The sequence below is a fragment of the Streptomyces sp. CNB091 genome (assembly GCF_000377965.1).
Map to the genome: position 1 here is coordinate 115,261 of NZ_KB899001.1, position 21,254 is coordinate 136,514.

A 21,254-nucleotide genomic window follows, 5' to 3' on the forward strand; every position below is an offset into this window, starting at 1 on the left:
TGGAGCCTCAAGGAGCCGACCAGATGGCCAACTTCTCCAAGTCGAACGTGCCGCAGTTCTCCGTCGAGGTGTACCAGAACGCGTTCCTGCCCGAGGGCGGTCGTGAGGTCAACGCGATCGTCACCGTGACCTCGACCGGCGGCGGCACCACCGGCGGCATACCGCTGGCGGGTTCGGCGCCGGCGCCCGCGTACGGGGCCGGGCAGGGTCCCGACGCGGCCGTGGTGCTGATGGTCGACTGCTCGGGCTCGATGGACTACCCCCCGACGAAGATGCGCAACGCGCGCGACGCGACGGCGGCGGCCATCGACGCCCTGCGCGAGGGCACCCGGTTCGCGGTGGTCGCCGGGACTCATGTGGCCAAGGACGTCTATCCGGGCAACGGGCGGCTCGCGGTCGCCGACCAGCAGACGAGGGCGCAGGCCAAGGAGGCCCTGCGGAAGCTGAGCGCGGGCGGGGGTACCGCGATCGGCACCTGGCTGCGGCTGGCCGACCGGCTGCTGGGCGCGGCCGAGGTGGACATCCGGCACGGCATCCTGCTGACCGACGGCCGCAACGAGCACGAGGCGCCCGAGGACCTGCGGGCGGCCCTGGACTCCTGCGCGGGCCGGTTCACCTGCGACGCCCGCGGAGTGGGCACCGACTGGGAGGTGAAGGAGGTCACCGGCATCGCCGCCGCCCTCCTCGGCACCGCCGACATCGTCGCCGACCCGGCGGGCCTGGCCGCGGACTTCACGCGGATGATGGAGAACGCCATGGGCAAGGAGGTCGCGGACGTGGCGCTGCGGCTCTGGACGCCGGTGGGGGTGGAGATCCGGTTCGTGAAGCAGGTCGCGCCGACCGTCGCGGACCTGACCGGGCGGCGGTCCGAGGCGGGCCCCCGGGCCGGGGACTACCCGACCGGCTCCTGGGGCGACGAGTCGCGGGACTACCACGTGTGCGTCCTGGTGCCGGAGGCCGGGATCGGCCAGGAGATGCTGGCCGCCCGGGTCTCGCTGATCCTGCCCGACCCCTCGGGCGCGGGCGCCCCGCAGACGCTGTCGCAAGGGCTTGTACGGGCCGTGTGGACGGACGACATGGTGGCCTCGACCTCGATCAATCCGCAGGTCGCGCACTACACGGGTCAGGCGGAACTGGCACAGGTCATCCAGCAGGGCCTGGACGCACGCAAGTCGGGCGACTTCGACGGCGCGACGGCGAAACTGGGCCGGGCGGTACAGCTGGCGTCGGCGTCCGGGAACCAGGACACCGCGAAGCTGCTTTCGAAGGTGGTCGACGTCGTCGATGCCGCGACAGGTACTGTGCGACTGAAGGCGAAGGTTGCGGAAGCGGACGAGATGACCCTCGAAACGCGCTCCACCAAGACCGTTCGCGTCAAGAAGTAGCACGGCACGGTCATCGGACGACCGCCGGGCCGTGAGCACAGAGCAACCCTACGTATGCGTTGGGCAAGAACGCCCGCGAACGACAGCATGACGGCCTCCGGGGCCGGAAGAGGAGAGGGGGAAGCGCCGACATGCCGACCTGCCCGAACGGACACCAGTCGGGTTCCGAGGACTGGTGCGAGGTCTGCGGACACCGCATGGCCACCGGCGGTGCGCCCGCGGGCGCGGTGCCCCCGCCGCCTCCTCCGCCGCCCGCGCCCGGTTACGGCTACCCGCAGCAGGGTTCCGGCGGCGGCCAGCCCACCATGCAGGCGGAGCTGTGCCCGCAGTGCCGCACGCCGCGTGAGGCGATGGCGCCGTACTGCGAGGAGTGCCGCTGGAACTTCCTCACCAACACGGCGACCTCCTACACCCCGCTGGCCCCGCAGCACGGCACACCCGGCGGACCTCCGCCCGGCCTCAACCTGCCGCCCGGATTCCAGGCACAGGGGCCCGGCTCCGGCGGCCCCGGCGGGCAGCCCGGTCCTGGCGGCCCCGGTGGCCGGCCCGGCCCCGGCGGACCTGGCGCTCCCGGGGGCCAGGGCGGTCCGCCCGGCGCTCCCCAGCCGCGCGACCCGTTCGACTACCAGGGCTCGCGCCCCTCGCAGATGAACCGTCCCGCCGAGCCGCTCGCCCCCGAGCAGAACGGTCCGCACGGGAACGGCGGTCAGGGCGGCCAGGGCGGGAACAGCGGTCCGCACGGGAGCGACGGTCAGGGCGGGCCTCCGTCGCATGCGTTCCAGCAGGGGCCCCCGCCGCCGCCCTCGTTCCAGCAGGGCCCTCCGCCGCAGCAGCAGCCCGGACCCTCGCCGTTCGAACCGCAGCAGCTGGCTTCCTCGGCGCACTCGCCGTTCGAGCCCCAGCAGTCGGCTCCCTCGACGCACTCGCCGTTCGAGCCCCAGCAGGCCTCGCCCTTCGCGCCGCCGCGACCACAGCAGCAGTCTCCCGGGCCCACCGCCGGCGGGGATGACTGGCTGCTGCCGCCGCCCTCCCAGGCCCAGCAGAACCAGCAGCCGCAGCTCCCGCAGGCGTTCCAGCAGCCCGGCCCCCACCAGGGGCGACCCCACGGACAGGACCACGGGCAGGGCCACGGGCAGGGCCACGGGCAGGGCCAGGACCAGGGGTACGACCAGCAGGGCCTGTCGGGCCAGCAGGGTCACGGTCCCCAGCACGGCCAGGACCAGAGCTACGACCAGGGTCCGCAGCACGGCCAGGACCAGGGCTACGACCCGGGTCAGCAGCACGGCGGGGTGCCTGGTCAGGGCCGGCCCCAGCAGTCCACCTCCTGGACCGCCGTGATCGCTCCCGACCGCGCGTACTTCCTCGCGATGATGCAGCGCAGCGGCCCCGAGGCGACCGGGCTGAACCTGCCCGCGTACTCCCCGGAGCAGCGCCTTCCGCTCACCGGGAGCCAGATCACCATCGGGCGTCGCCGGCACAGCACCGGCGAGTCCCCCGACGTCGATCTGTCGGTGCCCCCGGAGGACCCGGGCGTCTCGCACCAGCACGCGGTGCTGGTGCAGCAGCCCGACGGCAGCTGGGCGGTCGTGGACCAGAACTCCACCAACGGCACCACGCTGAACGGCGCCGAGGACCCGATCCAGCCCTATGTCCCCGTACCGCTCCAGGACGGCGACCAGGTGCACGTCGGGGCGTGGACGACGATCACGGTGCGCCGGGAATAGCGGGACAGCCCTTGGACGGGACCGGTAGACGCGCGGTGCCTCACCCGGCGGCGAGCGGCCAGGTGTACGGGCCCTGCGGGTCGTCGAGCCAGGCCCACTGCCGGCCCTGGCCGACCGTGATGCCGTACCTCTCCCGCCGCGGGCGCCCCTCGCGTTCCCAGAGGGAGAGTGCCTCGTGCGGGTCGAGGGTGCCCGCGGTCAGGGTCAGGAGGAACCGGAACAGGTCGTCCCCGGCGACCCGGCGCGGCAGTCCGCCCAGGTGCGGCAGCGCGCCGGGTCCCGGGAGCGCGCCGCGCAGCGGCACGAAGTACGCCGGGGTGTGCAGGAAGTGCCCCTCGGCGCGCGGCCCGTGCTCCGTCGCGCGGACCTGGAGCAGGACCAGGCCGGTGGCGAGCGGCGCGAGGATGCGCGCGCCCGGACGGCACTGCTCCGGCCAGGCCCCCGGCACGGACGGCAGGGTGCAGGTCGCGATGATCCGGTCGTACGGGGCGCGCCTCGGGCAGCCCCGTGCCCCGTCGCCGGTGACCACCGTCGGGTGGTACCCGGCCGCGGCGAGGTGGCACCGGGCCGGCTCCGTGATCTCCGGGTCCAGGTCGACGCTGGTCACCGCGGAGTCGCCGAGCCGGTGGGCGAGGAGCGCCGCGTTGTAGCCGGGGCCGGTGCCGATCTCCAGGACCGTGTGCCCGTCCCGTAGGTCGAGGGCGTCGAGCATCAGGGCCATCAGGGACGGCTGGCTGGAGGACGAGACGAGTTCGCCGTCCTTGAGGCGGGTGGCCAGCGCCCCGTCCGCGTACACCCCGCGCAGCCAGCGGGAGCGCCGTTCGGGGTCGGGGTCCTCGCCCCAGAGGCGTTCGAAGCCCCGGATTCCGCGCACGTAGTAGAACGGCACGAACAGATGGCGGGGCACCTCGGCGAAGGCCGCGCGCCAGGCGGGATCGTCGAGCTCGCCCCGCGCGGCGATCTCCAGCACGAGGGCTTCCCGCGCCGCGTCGGCCTCGGCTTCGGACGGGGAGGAGCCTTGCCGGTGTGCACCCATGTCTCCACTGTCCTGCGCCGGGGCCCTGCGGGCGAGCGGCCGAACGGGCTTTTCGGCTCTTGGTCCTAGGACCCCTGTCGCCGGACGGTGCGTCTGCGACCATGGACGGGTGACTGAGATTCCGCGCGACACGCTTCAGGAGCAGACCTTCTACGAACAGGTCGGCGGCGAGGCGACCTTCCGGCGCCTGGTCCATCGCTTCTACGAGGGCGTGGCGGGCGACGAGCTGCTGCGGCCGATGTATCCGGAGGAGGACCTGGAGCCGGCCGAGGAGCGGTTCGCGCTGTTCTTGATGCAGTACTGGGGCGGCCCGCGCACCTACAGCGACCACCGGGGTCACCCGCGGCTGCGCATGCGGCACGCGCCGTTCCGGGTGGACCGGGCGGCGCACGACGCCTGGCTCGCCCATATGCGGGTCGCGCTGGACGAGCTGGGGCTTGCGCCCGAGCACGAGCGGCAGCTGTGGGACTACCTGACCTACGCGGCCGCCTCGATGGTGAACACCGCCGACTGATCAGCGCCAACAGCGGCAGCACAGCGGCAGCGGCGGCGGCAGCAGCAACAGCGTCGACTGATCATTTGTGCACGATCCGTGACCGGGCAACTCCGGAAATCGGCACTCCATCCCCGCATAACGATCACGATCGCATCAAGGTGTACCTGCGAGCGGTTACCAGAACCTGTTGCCTCTGAAAGCATCACCGGTACGTCGGGGGGCGTGCGCACGCGGTGTTTCCGGGGCTGGGGGATCAGGTGACGGGTTTCGTCCTTCTGCGGGTGAGGGCTCATCGCCTCCTGCTGTCCGCGGCCGTCCTGGCCGTCCTGCTGACCACCTCCGTCCTGGCGGCGCTCACCGCGTTCTCGGGTTCCGTGGGCGACGCGGCCCTGCGCCACTCGCTCACCCATGGGTCGGCCGCCTCCGCCGCCCTCGTCGTCTCGGCGTCCGTGGACCACGATCAGCGCGCGGCGGCCGACGACGCCGTCCGCAAGGCCTCCCGCGACGCTTACTACGGGCTGCCCGTGACCGTGGGGAAGCTGGAGAGCTCGGGGTCGTACGCGCTGCCGCGGAGCCTCCAGGACCCGGCCGCCCGGCGGGGCAAGGAGCCGGATCTCACCCACTTCGCCGCCCTCGACCCGAGCCGGGTGCGGATCACCGGGGGCAAGGCCCCCGCGGCCCCCGGCGGCTCGGGCCCCGTCCAGGTCGCGCTGCCCGTCGTCGCCGCCGAGGCGCTGAAGCTGAAGCCGGGCGCGCGGCTCACCATCACCGACCGGCTGCACGACAAGAAGCAGCGGGTCCTGGTCACCGGCGTCTACGAGGCCGCCGACCAGTCCGACCCGTACTGGCAGCTGGACCCGCTCGGCGGGCGCGGGGTGCGCAAGCTCGCCTTCACGACGTACGGCCCGCTGCTCACCGCTCCCTCGGTCCTCGCCTCCGGTGTGCTCGCCGAGGGCGAGACGTCCTGGCTGGCGTCCGCCGACTTCACCGGGCTGACCACCGGCTCCATGGAGGGGCTGCGCGAGGCGTCGGCCGGCGCCCCGAAGGCCCTGACGGCCGCACCCGTGTTCGCCTCCGGGGTCAACGCCCGGACGTCGCTGCCCACCGTGCTCGACCAGCTGGACCGGGCGCTGCTGGTCTCCCGCTCCACGCTGATGATCGTCGCGGTGCAGCTGGTGCTGCTCGCCGCGTACGCCCTGCTGCTCGTGGCCCGGCTGCTGAACAGCGAGCGTGACGGGGAGCGCGAACTGCTGCGGGCCCGGGGCGGTTCGCGGGGCCGGATCACTTCGTTCGCCGCGATCGAGGCACTGTTGCTCGCCGTGCCCGCCGCGGTGGTCGCCCCCCTGCTCGCGGGCCCGCTGACCGGGCTGATGGCCGAGCGCAGCGCCCTGGCCCGGATCGGGCTGAAGGTCCAGGAGGCCTCGACCGGCACCGTGTGGCTGGTCTCCGCGGCCGTCGCGCTGGCCTGCGCCCTGGCCGTGGTGGCGCCGTCCCTGACGGCCGGGGCGGGTGGGCGCAGGACCCGGGCCGCGTCGCTGCCCGGGCCGGTGCGGGCGGGCGCGGACCTCGGGCTGCTCCTGATCGCGGCGGTGGCGTACTGGCAGCTGGACCGGCAGTCCGGCAGCGGGACGCTCAGCGGCGACCAGGCGGGCAACCTCGGGATCGACCCCCTGCTGGTCACCGCCCCCGCGCTGGCGCTGCTCGCCGGGACCGTCCTCACGCTGCGCCTGCTGCCGCCCGCGGCGAAGCTCGCCGAGCGGCGTGCGGCCAAGGGCCGGGGGCTGCCCGCGGCCCTGGCGGGCTGGCAGTTCAGCCGGCGCCCGTTGCGCGGGGCGGGGCCGGTGCTGCTGCTGGTCCTGTCGGTCGCGATGGGCATGCTGGCGATCGGGCAGAGCGCCTCCTGGAACCGCTCGCAGTCCGACCAGGCGGACTTCGGCTCCGGCGCCTCGGTCCGGTTCACGGGCGGGCACGGGAGCGGTCCGGCGACGGCAGGCTCGTACAGCGCCCTGGAGGGGGTGCGGCAGGCGGCCCCCGCCTACCGGGCCGACGTGGAGGTCTCCGGCGGGCGCACCGCGGAGGTCCTCGCCCTGGACACCGCGCACGCGGACGAGCGGATGCTGATGCGCTCCGACCTCGCCGACGGGAGCCCGCGGGAGCTGTTCGGGGCCATCGCCCCGGAGCGGGCCCCGCGCCCCGGGCTCGTACTCCCCGAGGACAGCGCCCGGTTGAAGCTGGACCTGCGGATCACCACGGTGTCGAAACCCGCCGGGGCCGACCTGGCCCCGGACCCGCCGGTGGTCACCGTGCTCCTGGAGGACCGCTACGGTCTCCCCTACCGCGCCCTGGCCGGTCCCGTGCCGGTGGACGGCCGGCCGGTCCCGGTCTCCTTCCCGGTGTCGGCGGCGGGCGGTCTGGCCGTGATCGGCATCGAGGTGGACGCCGCCGCGCCGTCCGACTACGCGCGCAAGCACCGGGTCTCGGTGAGCGACGTGCGGGTGGTCGCCGGGTCGGGCGCCGAACGCCCGTTGCCGGCCCCCGAGTCGCTGCGCTGGGACGCGGCCATGACGCTCACCGAGTACGGCGAGGACCGGCCGGGCCGGCCGCCGGTGCACAACGGCGCGTCGGGGCTGCCGGACTTCACGTACGACACCGGCGTGGACAACGAGGAGAACTGGGAGCCGACCAGCGGCACCCTGCGGGTCACCGCCGCCCGGCCGAAGGCGGCCGCGGTCAAGGCGGTCGTGACGGACGCCTATCTGAAGAGCACCAACGCGGAACTGGGCGACGAGATCGACGTCACCCTGGCCGGGAACACCCTCCGGGTGACCCTGGCGGAGTCGGTGCGCCGGCTGCCGACCACCGGGGCCGACGGATCGTCCGGCGCCCCGGACCCGGTGGCGAGCGGCGGCGCGCTGCTGCTGGACCTCAAGGCCGTCACCGAGGTCCTGGCCCACCGGCCGACCGCCACGATCGAGGCGACCGAGTGGTGGCTGAGCGCCGCCCCGGGCGACGCCGCGAAGGTGGCGGCCGCCCTGCGCGCCCTGCCGGACACCGATCCGGCCCAGGTCCTGGTCCGGGCGGAGGCCGCCCAGCGGCTGGTGGACGATCCGCTGGGGGCGGGACCGCAGTCGGCGCTGCCGGCCGTCGCGGTGGTCGCCGCCGCGCTGGCGGCGGTCGGCTTCGCGGTCAGCGCCTCGGGGTCCCGGCGCGAACGCTCCGCCGAGCTGGGCGTGTTGCGGGCGCTCGGCGCGCCGCGCCGCCAGCTGGCCCGCATGATCGCCGCCGAACAGGGCGTGCTGATCGCGCTCGCCCTGCTCATCGGGCTCGGCATCGGCACGGTACTGACCCGGGCCGTCGTTCCGCTCATCGTGCTGACCGGACAGGCCGACCGGCCCGTTCCGGCGGTGCTGGTCGAGCTGCCCGCCGGGCAGGTCGCCGCGCTGCTGGCCGGGGTCGCCGCGCTGCCGCTCGTGATCGTCGCGTCGATGGCGCTCCGCCGCGGGGATCCGGCGGTCACACTGCGCCACCAGGGGGACCACTGACATGCGTCACAACAACCGGGCGGCCACCGCCCCCTGGATCCGTACCCGGCTGCGTACCGCGCCCGGCGCGGCGACGGCACTCGCGGTGCTGGTGCTGGTGACGGCGTTCCTCGCCGCGGCGTTCCCGCGGGCCGTGGACGCGTACGAGACGAAGGGGCTGCGCCACGACGTCCGGACGGCGGACGGGGGCCGCAGCCTTCTGGAGGTCTCCCGCCCCCAGCCCGGTCTTGAACTGCCGCAGGCGCAGCGGGACGCCGAAGTGCGGAGCCCCGAGCTGACGCGGGTCGGGGCCGGGCTCGTGAAGGCACTGCCCGCACCGCTGCGCGCCGACACGTCGTCGGTCGCGTACGGGGTGCGCACCACGAAGCCGGCCCTCGCGGACGAGCCCTGGCTGCCGAGGCCCGACGCGGTTCCGCCGCAGCTCTCCTACGTGGCGCAGTCGGGACTGAAGGACCACGCCACCCTGGCCTCGGGCGCCTGGCCGACGACGCCGCGGGAGGTCACATCGGACTCTCGTCAGGTGCAGGGCGCGGTCACCGAGGAGACGGCGGCCGAGCTGAAGGTGAAGGTCGGCGCGACCGTCGAGCTGCTCACCGCGGCCCAGGAACCCATCACCGTGACGATCACCGGCATCGTGACCCCGCGCGATCCGCGCGGCAGCTACTGGTCCGCCGATCCGCTGCTGCGCACCCCGTCCCTGGTGCCGGACCCGGAGGCCCCCTTCCCGGTGTACTACTGGACCGGCACCGTCCTGCTGGCCGAGGACGCCGGTCCCGTGCTCCTGAGCACGGCCACCGAGCCGGCCCTCTTCTGGCGGATCCCGCCCGACCCGGCCGGGCTGACCGGCCGCGACGGCGCCCGGCTGACGTCCGTCATCGCCTCGCTGGAGAGCGGCCCCGGGCTGCTGAAGGTGCGGGAGACCGCCGGGGAGACCGCGGTGTTCGCCACCGGACTCGGCCACATCGTGGAGGCCAACGCGCGGATGCGCGACGCGATCAGTCCCGTGATCGCGGTCGCCGCCCTCGGCATCGGCTCCGTGGCCGCCGTCGTGCTGCTGATGACGGGGGCCCTGATCGCCGCCCGCCGCCGCGGCGAACTGGCGCTGATGCGCTCACGCGGCGGCTCGCTGCGCGGCATCGGCGGCCGGCTGCTCGCGGAGACCGCGGTGACCGTGCTGCCCGCGAGCGCGCTCGGGCTGCTGCTCGCGGTGCTGGCCGTGGGCGATGCCCGCTGGTGGCCGGGAGCGCTGGCGGCCGCCGGCGTCGGCCTCCTGGTGTGCGTCGCCCTGCCGCTGCGGACGACGCTCCAGCACATCCGGCCGATGCTGCACGGGGCCCGCGAGGACATGGTGAGCGCCCGGCCCTCGCGTCGGCGGACCGTGGCCGAACTGACCCTGCTCGTGCTGGCGGTCGGCGCGGTGACGGCGCTGCGCCGTCGCGGTACGTCGTCCGACGGCGGCACCGACCTGCTGGTCAGCGCCGCGCCGGTGCTGGTCGCGCTGATCGCGGCGCTGGTGCTGGTACGCCTCTATCCGCTGCCCCTGCGGCTCGCCACGCGCCCGATGGCCCGGCTGCGCGGGGCGATCGGCTTCCTCTCACTGGCCCGCGCCGGCCGTTCCTCGGCCGGCGGGGCGCTGCCGCTGCTGGCCCTGCTGCTGGCGCTGGCCACGGCGGCGTTCGGCGGCTCGGTGATCGCCGGCGTCGGGGACGCGCGGGACGACGCGGCGCTGGCGGCCGTCGGCGCGGACGCCAGGGTCAGCGGCGTGAGCGAGCAGACGACGCTGCCCGACGAGCTGATCCGCACGGTGCGCGACCTGGACGGCGTACGGGGCGTGGCACCGCTGCGGATCGAGCACAGCGTGGCCCTGCCGGAGGCCGTGGCCGGTGACGGCGGAGCCGACGGGGACGGTGCCGGTACGGATACGAGTACGGGTACGGGCAGCGGCAGCGGCAGCGGCAGCGGCAGCGGCGAGGACGTGGGGGCAGCGGCCATGGTGGGCGTCGATCCCGCCCGGTACGCCGAGCTGGCCCGCTCGACCGGGCTGCCGGCCTTCCCGGCCGCCCGGCTGAAGGCCACCGGCCCCTCGGCCCCCCTGCCCGAAGGCACGGAGGCCGGTCCGGACCGTGTCCTGCCGGCCATCGCCTCCCCGGCGGTGGCGGCCCGCCTGGGCAAGGAGCCGCAGGCGCTCGACACGCTGTCCGGCAACTTCAAGGTCCAGGTCGTGGGGACCACCCCGGGCGTCGCCTCGGTCTCCACCACGAACTTCCTGATCGTCAACTCCGCCGCCCTGGAGCAGCAGGCGCCCACCACGCTGCTCCTCACCGGCGCACCGGATCCCGGGAAGCTGCACGCGGCGGTCGAAGGAAGCGGCAAGGAATACGCCGCGCACCTGCGTTCCGAGGAGCGCGCGCGGTACGTGAACACCCCGATGCAGGCGGGGGCCGAGCGCATCTACCTCGCGGCCGTCGCGGCGGGCGCCGGATACGCGCTGCTGGCCGTCCTGCTGTCGCTGCTCCAGACCGCGCCGGAGCGCAAGACGCTGCTGGCACGGCTGCGCACGATGGGGCTCACCACCGGGCAGGGCAGACGGCTGCTGGCCTTCGAGGCGACGCCGCAGGCGCTGCTGGCGGCGGGCGGTGGACTGTTCACCGGCTGGGCGACCATCGCCCTGCTCTCCCCCGGCGTCGATCTGGTGCCGCTGGCGCTCGCGGGCGTCGCCGGATCGGACACGAGCCCCGTCCCCCTGCGCACCGACCTCTGGTCGCTGGGGCTGCCGGCCGCCGGGGTGGTGGCGCTCGCCGCCACGGTCGCGGGCGTCCAGGCGTGGTGGGCGAGCCGCCGCGGATCGATCACCGAACTCAGGGCAGGAGACTCCCGATGACCTCGTCCACCGAGACGGACGGCACGGCCCGCGCGGCCGAAACGACGCTGGCGGAGCTGGAGCAGCGGGCCGCGGCCCGCCGGGACCGCCCTTCCTACGGGCACGACGCGCTGATCGCCTGCGACCGCGTGGTGCGGATCTTCACCACGGACGGGGTGGAGGTGCAGGCTCTCCAGGGCCTCGATCTGCTGGTCACCGAGGGCGAGTTGATGGCTCTGGTGGGGGCGTCGGGCAGCGGGAAGTCGACGCTGATGAACATCCTGGCGGGCCTGGATGTGCCGACGGCGGGGTCGGCGAAGGTCGCGGGCTGCGATCTGCTGTCGATGGGCCCGAAGGAGCGGCTGCGCTACCGCCGTGACGTGGTCGGGTTCGTCTGGCAGCAGACCGCCCGCAACCTTCTCCCGTATCTCACCGCGATCCAGAACATCACCCTGCCCATGCAGTTGCGCGCTGGCGGCAGCAAGCGCGAACGGGCCGCCCGCGCCGAGTCGTTGCTCACCATGCTCGACATCGCGGACTGCCGCGACCGGCGCCCCCAGCAGCTGTCCGGCGGGCAGCAGCAGCGGGTGGCCATCGCGGTGGCGCTGGCCAACTCCCCGTCCGTGCTGCTCGCGGACGAGCCGACCGGGGAGCTGGACTCGGCCACCGGGGAGCAGGTCTTCGCCGCGTTCCGGCGCGCCAACGAGGAGTTGGGGACCTCGATCGTGATCGTCACCCATGACCAGGCGGTCGCGAGCGAGGTGCGGCGTACGGTCGCCATCCGCGACGGCCGTACCTCGTCCGAGGTGCTGCGCCGCACGGAGGTGGACGCGGCGACGGGCCAGGAGTCGCAGGTGGCCCGGGAGTACGCGATGCTCGACCGGGCGGGGCGGCTCCAGCTGCCCGCGGACTACACGCAGACGCTGGGCATGGAACACCGGGTGCTGCTGGAGCTGGAGCAGGACCACATCGGCGTCTGGCCGGACGCACACGGGGCGGCCCCGGTGGAGCCGGGCACGTAGGGCCGGTACGCACGGCGGCGGCGCGGGGGGCGCCCGTGACGTCGATCAGCGGACATCGAGGGGCGCGGCGCCTCGGGCCGGCGGGAGCCTGGGGGCGCGGGCCTTCGGATCAGCGGGCGTCCAGGGGCGCGCGGGCGCGGGGCTTCGGGTCAGCGGGCGTGTCCAGGGGCGCGGGGGCGCGGGCCTTCGGGTCAGCGGGTGCCGACGGTGAAGGGCAGGGCGCCGAGCTCGCCGCTCGTCGCGCGGCGCAGGGCGATCGAGCCGTACGGGCTCCGCAGCCGGAGCCAGCTGCCCGAGGACAGCAGCGACACCGGGAACCGCGGGTCGGCCCGGAGGAAGCCGAGGGACTGGGCCGCGTGGACGGCCCGGAGCGGAAGATCCGTGGTCCCCACCGGCCGGGACCAGATCTCCCGGCCGATACGGTCCCGCTCCGCACGGGTGCGCCGCTCCTCGGGCAGGGCCTCGTCCCGGGTGCGGAACTCGGTGACGGCTCCCTCCAGCACGGTGCGCAGGGCGTCCGGCCCGGGCAGTCCCGGCTGCTCCTCCCAGGGCCCCCGGGGCGGCAGGACACCGGTCCAGGGCGGCCCGGTGACCGGGGCGGGCAGCGCACCGGCGCCCGGCTCCGGGGCACCCGCGGGGTCACCGGGGACGGGAACGTCGAGGGTTTCCAGCAGCTCCCCGGCCGACACCGTGACGTCGAGCGTCTCGGGGCGGGCCAGGCGGGCGGCGCGGATGGCGAGGACCTCGAAGGAGGGCGGGCGGCCGAACACGGCCAGCGCGTCGCCGCCGCCCGCCTGCAACCGGACCGCCGCGGCCCGGTCGTAGTGGAGCAGCCGGCCGAGGAAGGCGGCGAGATCCGCCGCCTCCCTCGCGTCGGCGAACCGCAGCGACTGCACAGGCACGGTCATGCCGCGGCGGGCTCCTCTGCCAGGTACTGCTGGAGGAAGAGCTTCTCCTCGGCGGAGATCCGCCGAGGCCGCTCCGCCGCCAGGTCGTACGGCACGACGACGGTCGAGGCGCGTACGTACACCTGGTCGGCGTCCTTGATCTCATAGGCGATCGTCAGGGACGCGGCGCCGATCTTCGTGACCCACGACTCGACGGTCACCGGCTCGTGCCGGTGGACCAGCGGCCGTACGTAGTCGATCTCGTGACGGGCCACGACGGACCCGCCCGAGAACGACGGCGAGCCGTTCCCCGGCGCCAGCCGGAACATGAAGTCGATGCGCGCCTCCTCCAGGTAGCGGAGGAAGACCACGTTGTTGACGTGGCCGAAGGCATCCATGTCCGACCAGCGCAGGGGGCAGCTGTAGACGTGACGAGCCAAGACGATCAGCCTCGCGTGAGCTTCTTGTACGTGGCACGGTGCGGGCGGGCCGCGTCCGCGCCGAGCCGCTCGATCTTGTTCTTCTCGTACGACTCGAAGTTGCCCTCGAACCAGTACCACTTGGAGTCACCCTCGTAGGCGAGGATGTGCGTGGCGACGCGGTCCAGGAACCAGCGGTCGTGGGAGATGACCACAGCGGCGCCCGGGAACTCCAGGAGGGCGTTCTCCAGCGAGGAGAGCGTCTCGACGTCGAGGTCGTTGGTGGGCTCGTCGAGGAGCAGCAGGTTGCCGCCCTCCTTGAGCGTCAGCGCCAGGTTGAGGCGGTTGCGCTCACCACCGGAGAGGACGCCGGCCGGCTTCTGCTGGTCCGGGCCCTTGAAGCCGAACGCGGAGACGTAGGCGCGCGAGGGCATCTCGACCTGGCCGACGTTGATGTAGTCCAGCTCGTCCGAGACGACGGCCCAGAGGGTCTTCTTCGGGTCGATGTTGGCGCGGGACTGGTCGACGTAGGAGATCTTGACCGTGTCGCCGACCTTGATGGCACCGCTGTCCGGCGTCTCCAGGCCCTGGATCATCTTGAACAGCGTGGTCTTGCCCGCGCCGTTCGGACCGATGATGCCGACGATGCCGTTACGGGGCAGCGTGAACGACAGGTCGTCGATGAGGACCTTGTCGCCGAAGGCCTTCGAGAGGTTCTCGACCTCGACGACGATGGAACCGAGCCGCGGGCCCGGCGGAATCTGGATCTCCTCGAAGTCCAGCTTCCGCATCTTGTCCGCCTCGGCCGCCATCTCCTCGTACCGGGCGAGGCGGGCCTTGGACTTGGTCTGGCGGCCCTTGGCGTTGGAGCGGACCCACTCCAGCTCCTCCTTGAGCCGCTTCTGGCGCTTCTCGTCCTTGCGGCCCTCGACCTTGAGACGGGTGGCCTTGCGCTCCAGGTACGTGGAGTAGTTGCCCTCGTAGGGGATCGCGCGGCCGCGGTCGAGCTCCAGGATCCACTCGGCGACGTTGTTCAGGAAGTACCGGTCGTGGGTGACGGCGACGACGGCACCCGGGTACTTCGAGAGGTGCTGCTCCAGCCAGTTCACCGACTCGGCGTCGAGGTGGTTGGTGGGCTCGTCGAGGAGGAGCAGGTCCGGGGCCTCGATGAGCAGCTTGCAGAGCGCCACGCGGCGCTTCTCGCCACCGGAGAGGGTGGTGACCGGCCAGTCGCCGGGCGGGCAGCCCAGGGCGTCCATGGCCTGCTCCAGCTGCGCGTCCAGGTCCCAGGCGTTGGCGTGGTCCAGGTCCTCCTGGAGCTTGCCCATCTCGTCCATGAGCGCGTCGGAGTAGTCGGTCGCCATCAGCTCGGCGACCTCGTTGAAGCGCTTGAGCTTGCCCATGATCTCGGCGGCGCCGTCCTGGACGTTCTCCAGGACGGTCTTGCTCTCGTCGAGCTTCGGCTCCTGCATGAGGATGCCGACGCTGAAGCCGGGCGAGATGAAGGCGTCACCGTTGGACGGCTGCTCCAGGCCCGCCATGATCTTCAGCACCGTGGACTTACCGGCGCCGTTGGGCCCCACGACACCGATCTTCGCGCCGGGCAGGAAGTTCAGGTTGACGTCATCGAGAATCACCTTGTCGCCGTGCGCTTTGCGCGTCTTGCGCATGGTGTAGATGTACTCAGCCAAGAGAAACCGTCCGGCAGCAATAGAGGTGTGGGCAGATAACCCCATCTTGCCTGACAGCCCTCCCCGGACGGAAACCCGTCCGGGGATCGACACGGGAACGACGTCACCTCCCGCGTGCGAATGGTCACTCGCCGTCGGAGTGCGGCGCCTTCCGGCGGAGGAGGAAGACCGCGCCGCCGCCCACGACGAGCAGTCCGATGGCGACCGCGGCGAGCATCGGGGTGGCGCTGGAGCCGCCGGTCTCGGCGAGGTCGCCCGCCATCCCCGATGTGGTGGATCCGGTCGTGGCCGGGACGGACTGCTGGGCGCTCCGCGTGCCGATGTCGTTGCCGGCGTCGCCCGCGCCCTCGCGGTCCAGGACGCTGCCGCTGGTGGCGCAGTCCAGCACCCCGGTGAAGGACCTGGCGAACCCGCCGGGTCCGGTGATGGTGAAGTCGTACGCCTGGTCCTCGGCGACGGGGACCGTCACCGTGCGGGTGGCCCCGGCGGCGATGGTGTGCTCGGTGCCGGCCAGCTCGAAGGTGAAGGGCTCGTCGCCCCGGTTGGCGGCCGTGATGTCCACGCCGCCGGCCGCGCAGTTCTTCCGCGCGGTCAGTGCGGGGGCGGCGCCCTTCTCGGCCCAGGTGGCGCCGGCTCGCGCGGAGACCGTGGACTCGCTGGAGCCGGCCAGGATCTGGGTCTGGGTGCGGCCGGTCCCGACGAGGGCCCGGCCGACCGGCACGGAGGTGGTGGCCTGGACGGTCAGGGAGGCGGTGCCGTCGGCGGTGTCCTTCGGCACGGCGAAGTAGAGCCGGTCCCCGTCCGCCGCGGCGGTGACGGGGGCGCCCTTCCCGTCCGTGACCGCGATGCCGCTGGCCGCCGCGTCCACCGGGGGCGACACCGAGACCTGGTCCGCGGCGGTGCGGACGGTCACGGGGCCGAGCCGCTCGCCGGCCCGGCCGGAGACGGCGGCCGGCTCCAGGGTCAGCGAGGCCCGGGGCTCCTTCGTCTTGCGCGCGTTGCGGTGCAGCCAGTCGGCGAGCTTCTCCGCCTGCTTGTCCGCCGCCGTGACATCGGCGTTGTCCGAGTAGCGCCAGATGGCGACCTGGGTCCCGGCGGCGGCGGTCCGCTCGGTCAGCGGGCCGGTGCCGGCCGCGTCGGCGAGCGCGGCCAGGTCGTCGACCTGGGGGTAGGAGTGCTGGAGGATCCAGCGGATCTTCCCCGCGTTCCGGTTGGTGCTCAGCGAGGTCTCGGCCCAGGGCGTCTCCAGATACCTCGCCTGGTCCTGGGTGGGGTTGTGGAGGTCGATGCAGTAGGTCTTGAGCTTGCCGCCGCCGTCCACGGTCATCTCGAACAGTCCGGCGGGCAGCTTCTGGGTCCGGTCGGACGCACCGTCCTTCCCCGCGACGCGGAGCACGGCGCTGTCGAAGGTCTTCAGCCCGTCGAGCACCGCGGCCGCGCCGCCGTGGTGCCGGCCCGGGTCGTCGGCCGCCGCCGGTCCGGCGCCGACGAGTGCGGCAGCCGCGACGAGACCGGAGAGCAGCAGCGCGGCGACCGGGCGGCGGGTGCCGCGGCCGGGGGGAGCCCCTGTCGTGCCGGACGGCGCAGCGGACGCTGAAGACGCAGAAAACACAGAATTCCCCTCCGGGCGAGGCCCTCGCGCATGGTGCGCGTGTGGGGAATGCCTCGCCAGCAGACCCAAGTGACCCGTGAGCACTGGGAATCCTAAAGAACGGGGCAAGGGCAGTCCCCCGTACTGCCCTTGCACAACCATTCCGAATCGGAATCGTTATCGCGCGACGGCCTGTCGCGCTTGTCGACGACCAGCCTTTTCAGGACACCGCGGCCATGGCGTCGACGTGTTCCCGCTGTTTCGGCGGCGCGTGCGCATCGCCGTCCGTGACGCTTTCCGGGCGCTCCGTCAGAACTGGTTCCGCTCTGGCCGCCCGGCGGAAGGCAGCCGTTCCCCGGCTCAGGTCGTGGCCGACGGCGACGGCCTCGACATCGACGAACGTCCTTCGCTGACCGGCCTGTTCCTCCTCACGGACCTTCAACCGGCCGTGCACGACGAGGGGTTCCCCGACCGAAACGGAACCGGCCAGGTTCGCGGCGAGCGTCCGCCAGGACCAGACGGTGTAGAAGCTGGTGCGGCCGTCGGCCCAGAGCTGCTTCTCACGGTCCCAGCGCCGCGGAGTCACGGCGAAACGGAATCGCGCCATTCCACCGGTGGCCGTCTCACGGAACTCCACCGCCGTCGCGGCGTTACCCACCAGTGTCACCAAGGTCTCGTTCATTTCCCGCCCCCGCATTCCTTGTCGTACCGGATCGCACCGCTCGTACCGGATCGCACCGCTCGTACGGCTCGTACGGCTCGTACGGCTCGTACCTCTCCGGGCGTCGGTGGGGTGCGGACTCCATGGTGGACGCCGGGCGGGAATCGCGTCCGGGCCTGTGGACTACCGGCCGGTTGTGGAAAACTCCGTCACCGTCGCGTACCGCTCGCGCACTTCCCGGTAGCGCACCAGTTCGGCGGCGACCGGGTCCAGGACCCTGGCCCGTCCGCATCCGGCGGCCGCCTCGCGCAGCCGCCGCTCGGCGTCCTGCCCGTACCGCCTGGCCGGTCCCCGGATGGCCGCGGCACAGGACCACTCCACGAGCGGGCCGCCGACGACTCCGGCCAGCATGATGAGCGCGGGTGTGACCAGCCCCGGCTCCAGGACGCCGATGATCTGGCCGACCAGCCACAGGCCGCCGAAGATCTGGAGGAGCGTCATCGACACCTGGGCCAGCACCGCGGCGGGCCACCACTTCGGCCGGGGCGGCTTGGCCGGACGGCCGCCGAGCGGGGCTGCGAGAGCGGTTCCGGCGATGGCGCCCTGTCCCGTCTCCGTTCTGCCGACCCGCTTGGACGCGCCGGGGGCCCCGGCCTTGACCGCCAGTTCGTCCAGCGCCTCGGACAGCCCTTTCGCCCCGTTGAACGCGGCCTCGCGTACCGCCTGCGCCCAGGGTCCCGGCAGCCCGTCGGCGGCGTCGTCCGCGACGATCCGCACCGCCTGCTCGACCCGCTGCCGGGCCGTCAGCTCCTCTTCGGGCGGGGTCAGCGCCTGGCCCATCCGGTCCAGGCTGCCGGGCAGGCCCCGGTTCTCGTACCAGCGCCAGAGCCGCAGCCACGGCGTCCCGCAGGCCCGCCCGGCGTTCCTGCGCCACTCCCGCTCGGCGGCCTGTCCGGCGGCCGCCGCGCCGACGGCCTCGGCCAGCCGGTCGGTGAACTCGTCGCGGGCCCGCTCGCCGAGTCCGGGCCGGCCCTCGGCCACGTAGACCGGGCGCAGCCGCGCCGCCGCCGCGTCGACGTCGGCCCAGAGGCGGCGGGTGGCGGCCGTGCGGTCCTGGACGAAGCGGCCGACCATCTCGCGGAGTTCGGGTACCCCGTCGCCGGTGAGCGCGGACAGGGACATGACGGTGGCGCCGGGTTCGCCGTGCTCGCCGAGCGCGATGCCGTCCTCGTCGAGGAGGCGGCGCAGGTCGTCGAGGACGAGGTCGGCCGCCTCGCCGGGGAGCCGGTCGGTCTGGTTGAGGACGACGAAGGTGACCTCGGCGTGCCCGGCGAGCGGGCGCAGATAGCGCTCGTGGAGGGCGGCGTCGGCGTACTTCTCCGGGTCGACGACCCAGATGACCGCGTCGACCAGGGCCAGCACCCGGTCCACCTGGTCGCGGTGTTCGGTGGCCGCCGAGTCGTGGTCGGGCAGGTCGACCAGGACGAGTCCCTGGAGCGCCTCGTCGAGGGTGGCGGGCCCGGGGTGGGGCCTGCGCCGCAGCCGGCCGGGGACGGCGAGGCGGTCCAGCAGCCCGGCGGCCCCGTCGGTCCAGCTGCACGCGATGGGCTGGGAGGTGGTGGGCCGACGCAGCCCGGTGTCGGAGATCGGGGCCCCGGCGAGCGCGTTGAACAGGGTCGACTTCCCGCTGCCGGTGGCTCCCGCGACGGCGATGACCGTGTGCCGCGAGGAGAGCCGCTGCCGGGCGGCGGCCTCGTCCAGCACGCGTCCCGCCTCGGCGAGGGTGTCCCGGTCGAGCCGGGCGCGCGAGAGCCCGACGAGCTCGCGCAGGGCGTCGAGCCGGGGCGGCAGCGGCCCGCCGGAGGGGACGTACGCCTCGACCTGCGGCTCCTCGTCGTCGGCGGCGGGCGTCCGGGGGGCGGCTTCCCCGGCCTCACGAGCCTCGGCCGCCGCCGCTCGCCGGGCGATGAGCCCGTCGTCCCAGCGCCCGTCCCCGCCCCTGCCCGGTGCCTCCGCGTCCGACTTCGCACCGGCGCCACCGTTGCCGTTGCCGCTGCCGTTGCTGCCGTTGCCGTTGCCGTTGCTGTTGTCCTGGTCCGTGACGGCGGTCATCGCTGCCACCTCTCCTTCTGCAGTACGGAAAGCGCGGCGATCAGTTCGGCCTGGGGTTCGGGGGCGACGTCGAGCGCGTCGAGCGGGGCGAGGCGGCGGTCGCGTTCGCCGCCGAGTACCTGGTCGAGGTAGGTCGTCAGCAGCTCACCGCCCTTGTCGCGGAGGCGCAGCGCGCCCTGGGCGCCGATGCGTTCGGCGAGCTGCTCCCCCGCCGCACGGGCGCGCCGCCCGCCGAGGAGGGCGGCCGCGAGCAGTGCGGCGACGGTCTCGGGGGCGGGCGCCACATTGCGTTCGAGCTGGCGCACCTCCTCCTCGGCCAGTTCCTCCAGGACCCGCCGCCACCGGCGTACGGCGACGGAGATCCGGCCTTCGACGTCCTCGGCGGGCCCCCAGCCGCCCGCCTCGCGTCCGGCGCCCTCGAACCGGAACAGGCCACCGGCGGGCTCGCGGCGCCACTGGGTGCGGATCTGTTCGTCGGCGGCGGAGACCGAGCACTGGAGCAGGGCCACCAGGCTGTCGACGAGGGCTTCGAGGAGTTCCTCGGGCGAGCTGTAGAGCGGGTAGCCGCGCCACCGGGTCCGCGCGTCCCCGGAGAGCACGGCACCGCTCCGGAGGCGGCGCCGGATCCGGGCGGCCTCCGTGCCGTACGCGTCCTGGACCACCCCGGTCAGCCGTACGGAGGCGGCGTACTGGGCGGCGACGGCGGAGGCCAGTGAGGGCATCCGCACGTTGAGCGACTGGATGACGCCGGAGGCGGTACGCGCCACCGCCTGCTGCCGGGCGGCGGGGTCCTGGGCCCGGTGGGCGAGCCAGGCGCGCAGCGGGGCGACGGCGGTGGTCGGGAGCAGTCCGCTGCCGCCGCCCGCGGACTCGGGCAGCTCCGGGATGGTGAACCGGGGTACGTCCCCGAGCCCGGCCCGGGTCAGCAGCGCCGCGTACTGCCGGGACACCTCGGCGATCACCTGGTGGGGCACCCGGTCGAGGACGGTGACGAGGGCCGCGTCGTACTCCTTCGCGGTACGCAGCAGGTGCCAGGGCACGGCGTCGGCGTAGCGCGAGGCGGTGGTGACCATCACCCAGACGTCGGCGGCGCAGATGAGTTCGGCGGCGAGGACCCGGTTGCGTACGACGAGCGAGTCGATGTCGGGGGCGTCCAGGAGGGCGAGCCCACGGGGCAGGCTCACGGCGGTCTCCACCCGCAGCGCGGTCTCCCCGTCCCCACCCCGGGCCGCGAGGTCGTCCAGCCCGTCCGGGTCGGGCGTCTGACCCGGCGGCAGCCAGATCCGGGTCAGCTGGGGCAGCACCCGCACCCCGGCGAACCAGTGGTGGTCGTCCGGGTGACAGACCAGCACCGGGGTCCGTGTGGTGGGCCGCAGCACCCCGGCCTCGCTGAGCCGGCAGCCCACCAGCGAGTTGACCAGGGTGGACTTCCCGGCCCCGGTGGATCCGCCGATCACGGCGAGCAGCGGCGCCTCGGGGTCCTTGAGACGCGGCAGGAGGTAGTCGTCGAGCTGGGCGAGGAGTTCGACCCTGGTCTGCCGGGCGCGTTCGGCCCCCGGCAGGGGCAGTGGAAGACGCACGGCGGCGACACGGTCGCGCAGGGCGGAAAGTGCGTCGATGAGCTGAGGCCGTACGTCCATGGTCACCACATGCGAAGAATGCCCAATTTTGCAGCCTTTTTGAAGCGTATAGCCCTCTCTGCGCGGCGGTTCCACCCTCTGGACAGAGTCAGGACAGAGGGGACGAGTGGGGCAGGGGCATAACGAGTGCACAACACCCGGCGCGAGGGGAGCGAAAACCGATGCAGGAATCGCACCTACCTGCGATT

14 protein-coding genes are annotated in these 21,254 nt (G+C 73.8%); 6 read left to right on the top strand and 8 right to left on the bottom strand.

Annotated elements, in window-relative coordinates:
* The first annotated feature begins 23 nt into the window (after positions 1-23).
* Together D581_RS0121465 and D581_RS0121470 are read left to right on the top strand one after the other, a co-directional pair.
* Entirely contained in the window at positions 24-1,385 is a 1,362-nt protein-coding gene (locus tag D581_RS0121465) for a VWA domain-containing protein (RefSeq protein ID WP_018959259.1), read from the top strand.
* Positions 1,386-1,516: 131 nt separating this feature from the next.
* Positions 1,517-3,109, top strand: a complete 1,593-nt coding sequence (locus tag D581_RS0121470; RefSeq protein ID WP_018959260.1) for an FHA domain-containing protein — start codon at positions 1,517-1,519, stop codon at positions 3,107-3,109.
* 40 nt (positions 3,110-3,149) lie between these two features.
* Here the strand turns inward: D581_RS0121470 and D581_RS0121475 are convergent, their stop codons facing one another.
* The gene (locus D581_RS0121475; RefSeq protein WP_018959261.1) at positions 3,150-4,145 is read right to left on the bottom strand and encodes a methyltransferase domain-containing protein; all 996 of its coding nucleotides are present in this window, start codon (positions 4,143-4,145) and stop codon (positions 3,150-3,152) included.
* 109 nt (positions 4,146-4,254) lie between these two features.
* Between D581_RS0121475 and D581_RS0121480 the strand changes: the two genes are divergently transcribed.
* The 4 genes from D581_RS0121480 to D581_RS0121495 all read left to right on the top strand — a co-directional run bounded on the left by D581_RS0121480 (position 4,255) and on the right by D581_RS0121495 (position 12,065).
* Positions 4,255-4,659, top strand: coding sequence for a globin (locus D581_RS0121480; protein WP_018959262.1), 405 nt, complete (start codon positions 4,255-4,257; stop codon positions 4,657-4,659).
* 239 nt (positions 4,660-4,898) lie between these two features.
* A complete protein-coding gene (locus tag D581_RS0121485) occupies positions 4,899-8,183 on the top strand; it encodes an FtsX-like permease family protein (RefSeq protein WP_018959263.1) in 3,285 nt (1,094 codons plus the stop codon).
* Position 8,184: 1 nt separating this feature from the next.
* Positions 8,185-11,064 carry an FtsX-like permease family protein gene (locus D581_RS0121490; RefSeq protein WP_018959264.1) on the top strand — a complete coding sequence of 960 codons (2,880 nt, stop codon included), beginning with the start codon at positions 8,185-8,187 and terminating at the stop codon, positions 11,062-11,064.
* The gene (locus D581_RS0121495) at positions 11,061-12,065 is read left to right on the top strand and encodes an ABC transporter ATP-binding protein (RefSeq protein ID WP_018959265.1); all 1,005 of its coding nucleotides are present in this window, start codon (positions 11,061-11,063) and stop codon (positions 12,063-12,065) included. Before D581_RS0121490 ends, D581_RS0121495 begins: the two co-directional genes overlap by 4 nt.
* A 191-nt stretch (positions 12,066-12,256) precedes the next feature.
* Here the strand turns inward: D581_RS0121495 and D581_RS0121500 are convergent, their stop codons facing one another.
* From D581_RS0121500 to D581_RS0121530, 7 genes are all read right to left on the bottom strand, one after another.
* The gene (locus D581_RS0121500; protein ID WP_018959266.1) at positions 12,257-12,973 is read right to left on the bottom strand and encodes a DUF8010 domain-containing protein; all 717 of its coding nucleotides are present in this window, start codon (positions 12,971-12,973) and stop codon (positions 12,257-12,259) included.
* Positions 12,970-13,392 carry an acyl-CoA thioesterase gene (locus tag D581_RS0121505; protein ID WP_026290763.1) on the bottom strand — a complete coding sequence of 141 codons (423 nt, stop codon included), beginning with the start codon at positions 13,390-13,392 and terminating at the stop codon, positions 12,970-12,972. The genes D581_RS0121500 and D581_RS0121505 overlap by 4 nt, the downstream gene beginning before the upstream one ends.
* Before the next feature lie 5 nt (positions 13,393-13,397).
* Entirely contained in the window at positions 13,398-15,062 is a 1,665-nt protein-coding gene (ettA, locus tag D581_RS0121510; protein ID WP_018959268.1) for an energy-dependent translational throttle protein EttA, read from the bottom strand.
* A 124-nt stretch (positions 15,063-15,186) separates the two neighbouring features.
* The gene (locus tag D581_RS0121515) at positions 15,187-16,674 is read right to left on the bottom strand and encodes a Cys-Gln thioester bond-forming surface protein (RefSeq protein ID WP_018959269.1); all 1,488 of its coding nucleotides are present in this window, start codon (positions 16,672-16,674) and stop codon (positions 15,187-15,189) included.
* Between the two features lie 199 nt (positions 16,675-16,873).
* A complete protein-coding gene (locus D581_RS0121520) occupies positions 16,874-17,335 on the bottom strand; it encodes a single-stranded DNA-binding protein (protein WP_018959270.1) in 462 nt (153 codons plus the stop codon).
* Positions 17,336-17,497: 162 nt separating this feature from the next.
* On the bottom strand, positions 17,498-19,426 hold the full coding sequence (locus D581_RS0121525) for a GTPase (protein WP_018959271.1): 1,929 nt from the start codon (positions 19,424-19,426) through the stop codon (positions 17,498-17,500).
* Positions 19,423-21,066 carry an ATP-binding protein gene (locus D581_RS0121530; RefSeq protein ID WP_018959272.1) on the bottom strand — a complete coding sequence of 548 codons (1,644 nt, stop codon included), beginning with the start codon at positions 21,064-21,066 and terminating at the stop codon, positions 19,423-19,425. The genes D581_RS0121525 and D581_RS0121530 overlap by 4 nt, the downstream gene beginning before the upstream one ends.
* Positions 21,067-21,254: the final 188 nt, after the last annotated feature.

Excerpts from the sequence above, each read along its gene's own strand:
- D581_RS0121465 (WP_018959259.1), top strand. The coding sequence starts at position 24 with ATGGCCAACTTCTCCAAGTCGAACGTGCCGCAGTTCTCCGTCGAGGTG.
- D581_RS0121525 (WP_018959271.1), bottom strand. The coding sequence starts at position 19,426 with ATGACCGCCGTCACGGACCAGGACAACAGCAACGGCAACGGCAACGGC.
- D581_RS0121530 (WP_018959272.1), bottom strand. The coding sequence starts at position 21,066 with ATGGACGTACGGCCTCAGCTCATCGACGCACTTTCCGCCCTGCGCGAC.
- D581_RS0121490 (WP_018959264.1), top strand. The coding sequence starts at position 8,185 with ATGCGTCACAACAACCGGGCGGCCACCGCCCCCTGGATCCGTACCCGG.
- D581_RS0121495 (WP_018959265.1), top strand. The coding sequence starts at position 11,061 with ATGACCTCGTCCACCGAGACGGACGGCACGGCCCGCGCGGCCGAAACG.
- D581_RS0121470 (WP_018959260.1), top strand. The coding sequence starts at position 1,517 with ATGCCGACCTGCCCGAACGGACACCAGTCGGGTTCCGAGGACTGGTGC.
- D581_RS0121500 (WP_018959266.1), bottom strand. The coding sequence starts at position 12,973 with ATGACCGTGCCTGTGCAGTCGCTGCGGTTCGCCGACGCGAGGGAGGCG.
- D581_RS0121520 (WP_018959270.1), bottom strand. The coding sequence starts at position 17,335 with ATGAACGAGACCTTGGTGACACTGGTGGGTAACGCCGCGACGGCGGTG.
- D581_RS0121475 (WP_018959261.1), bottom strand. The coding sequence starts at position 4,145 with ATGGGTGCACACCGGCAAGGCTCCTCCCCGTCCGAAGCCGAGGCCGAC.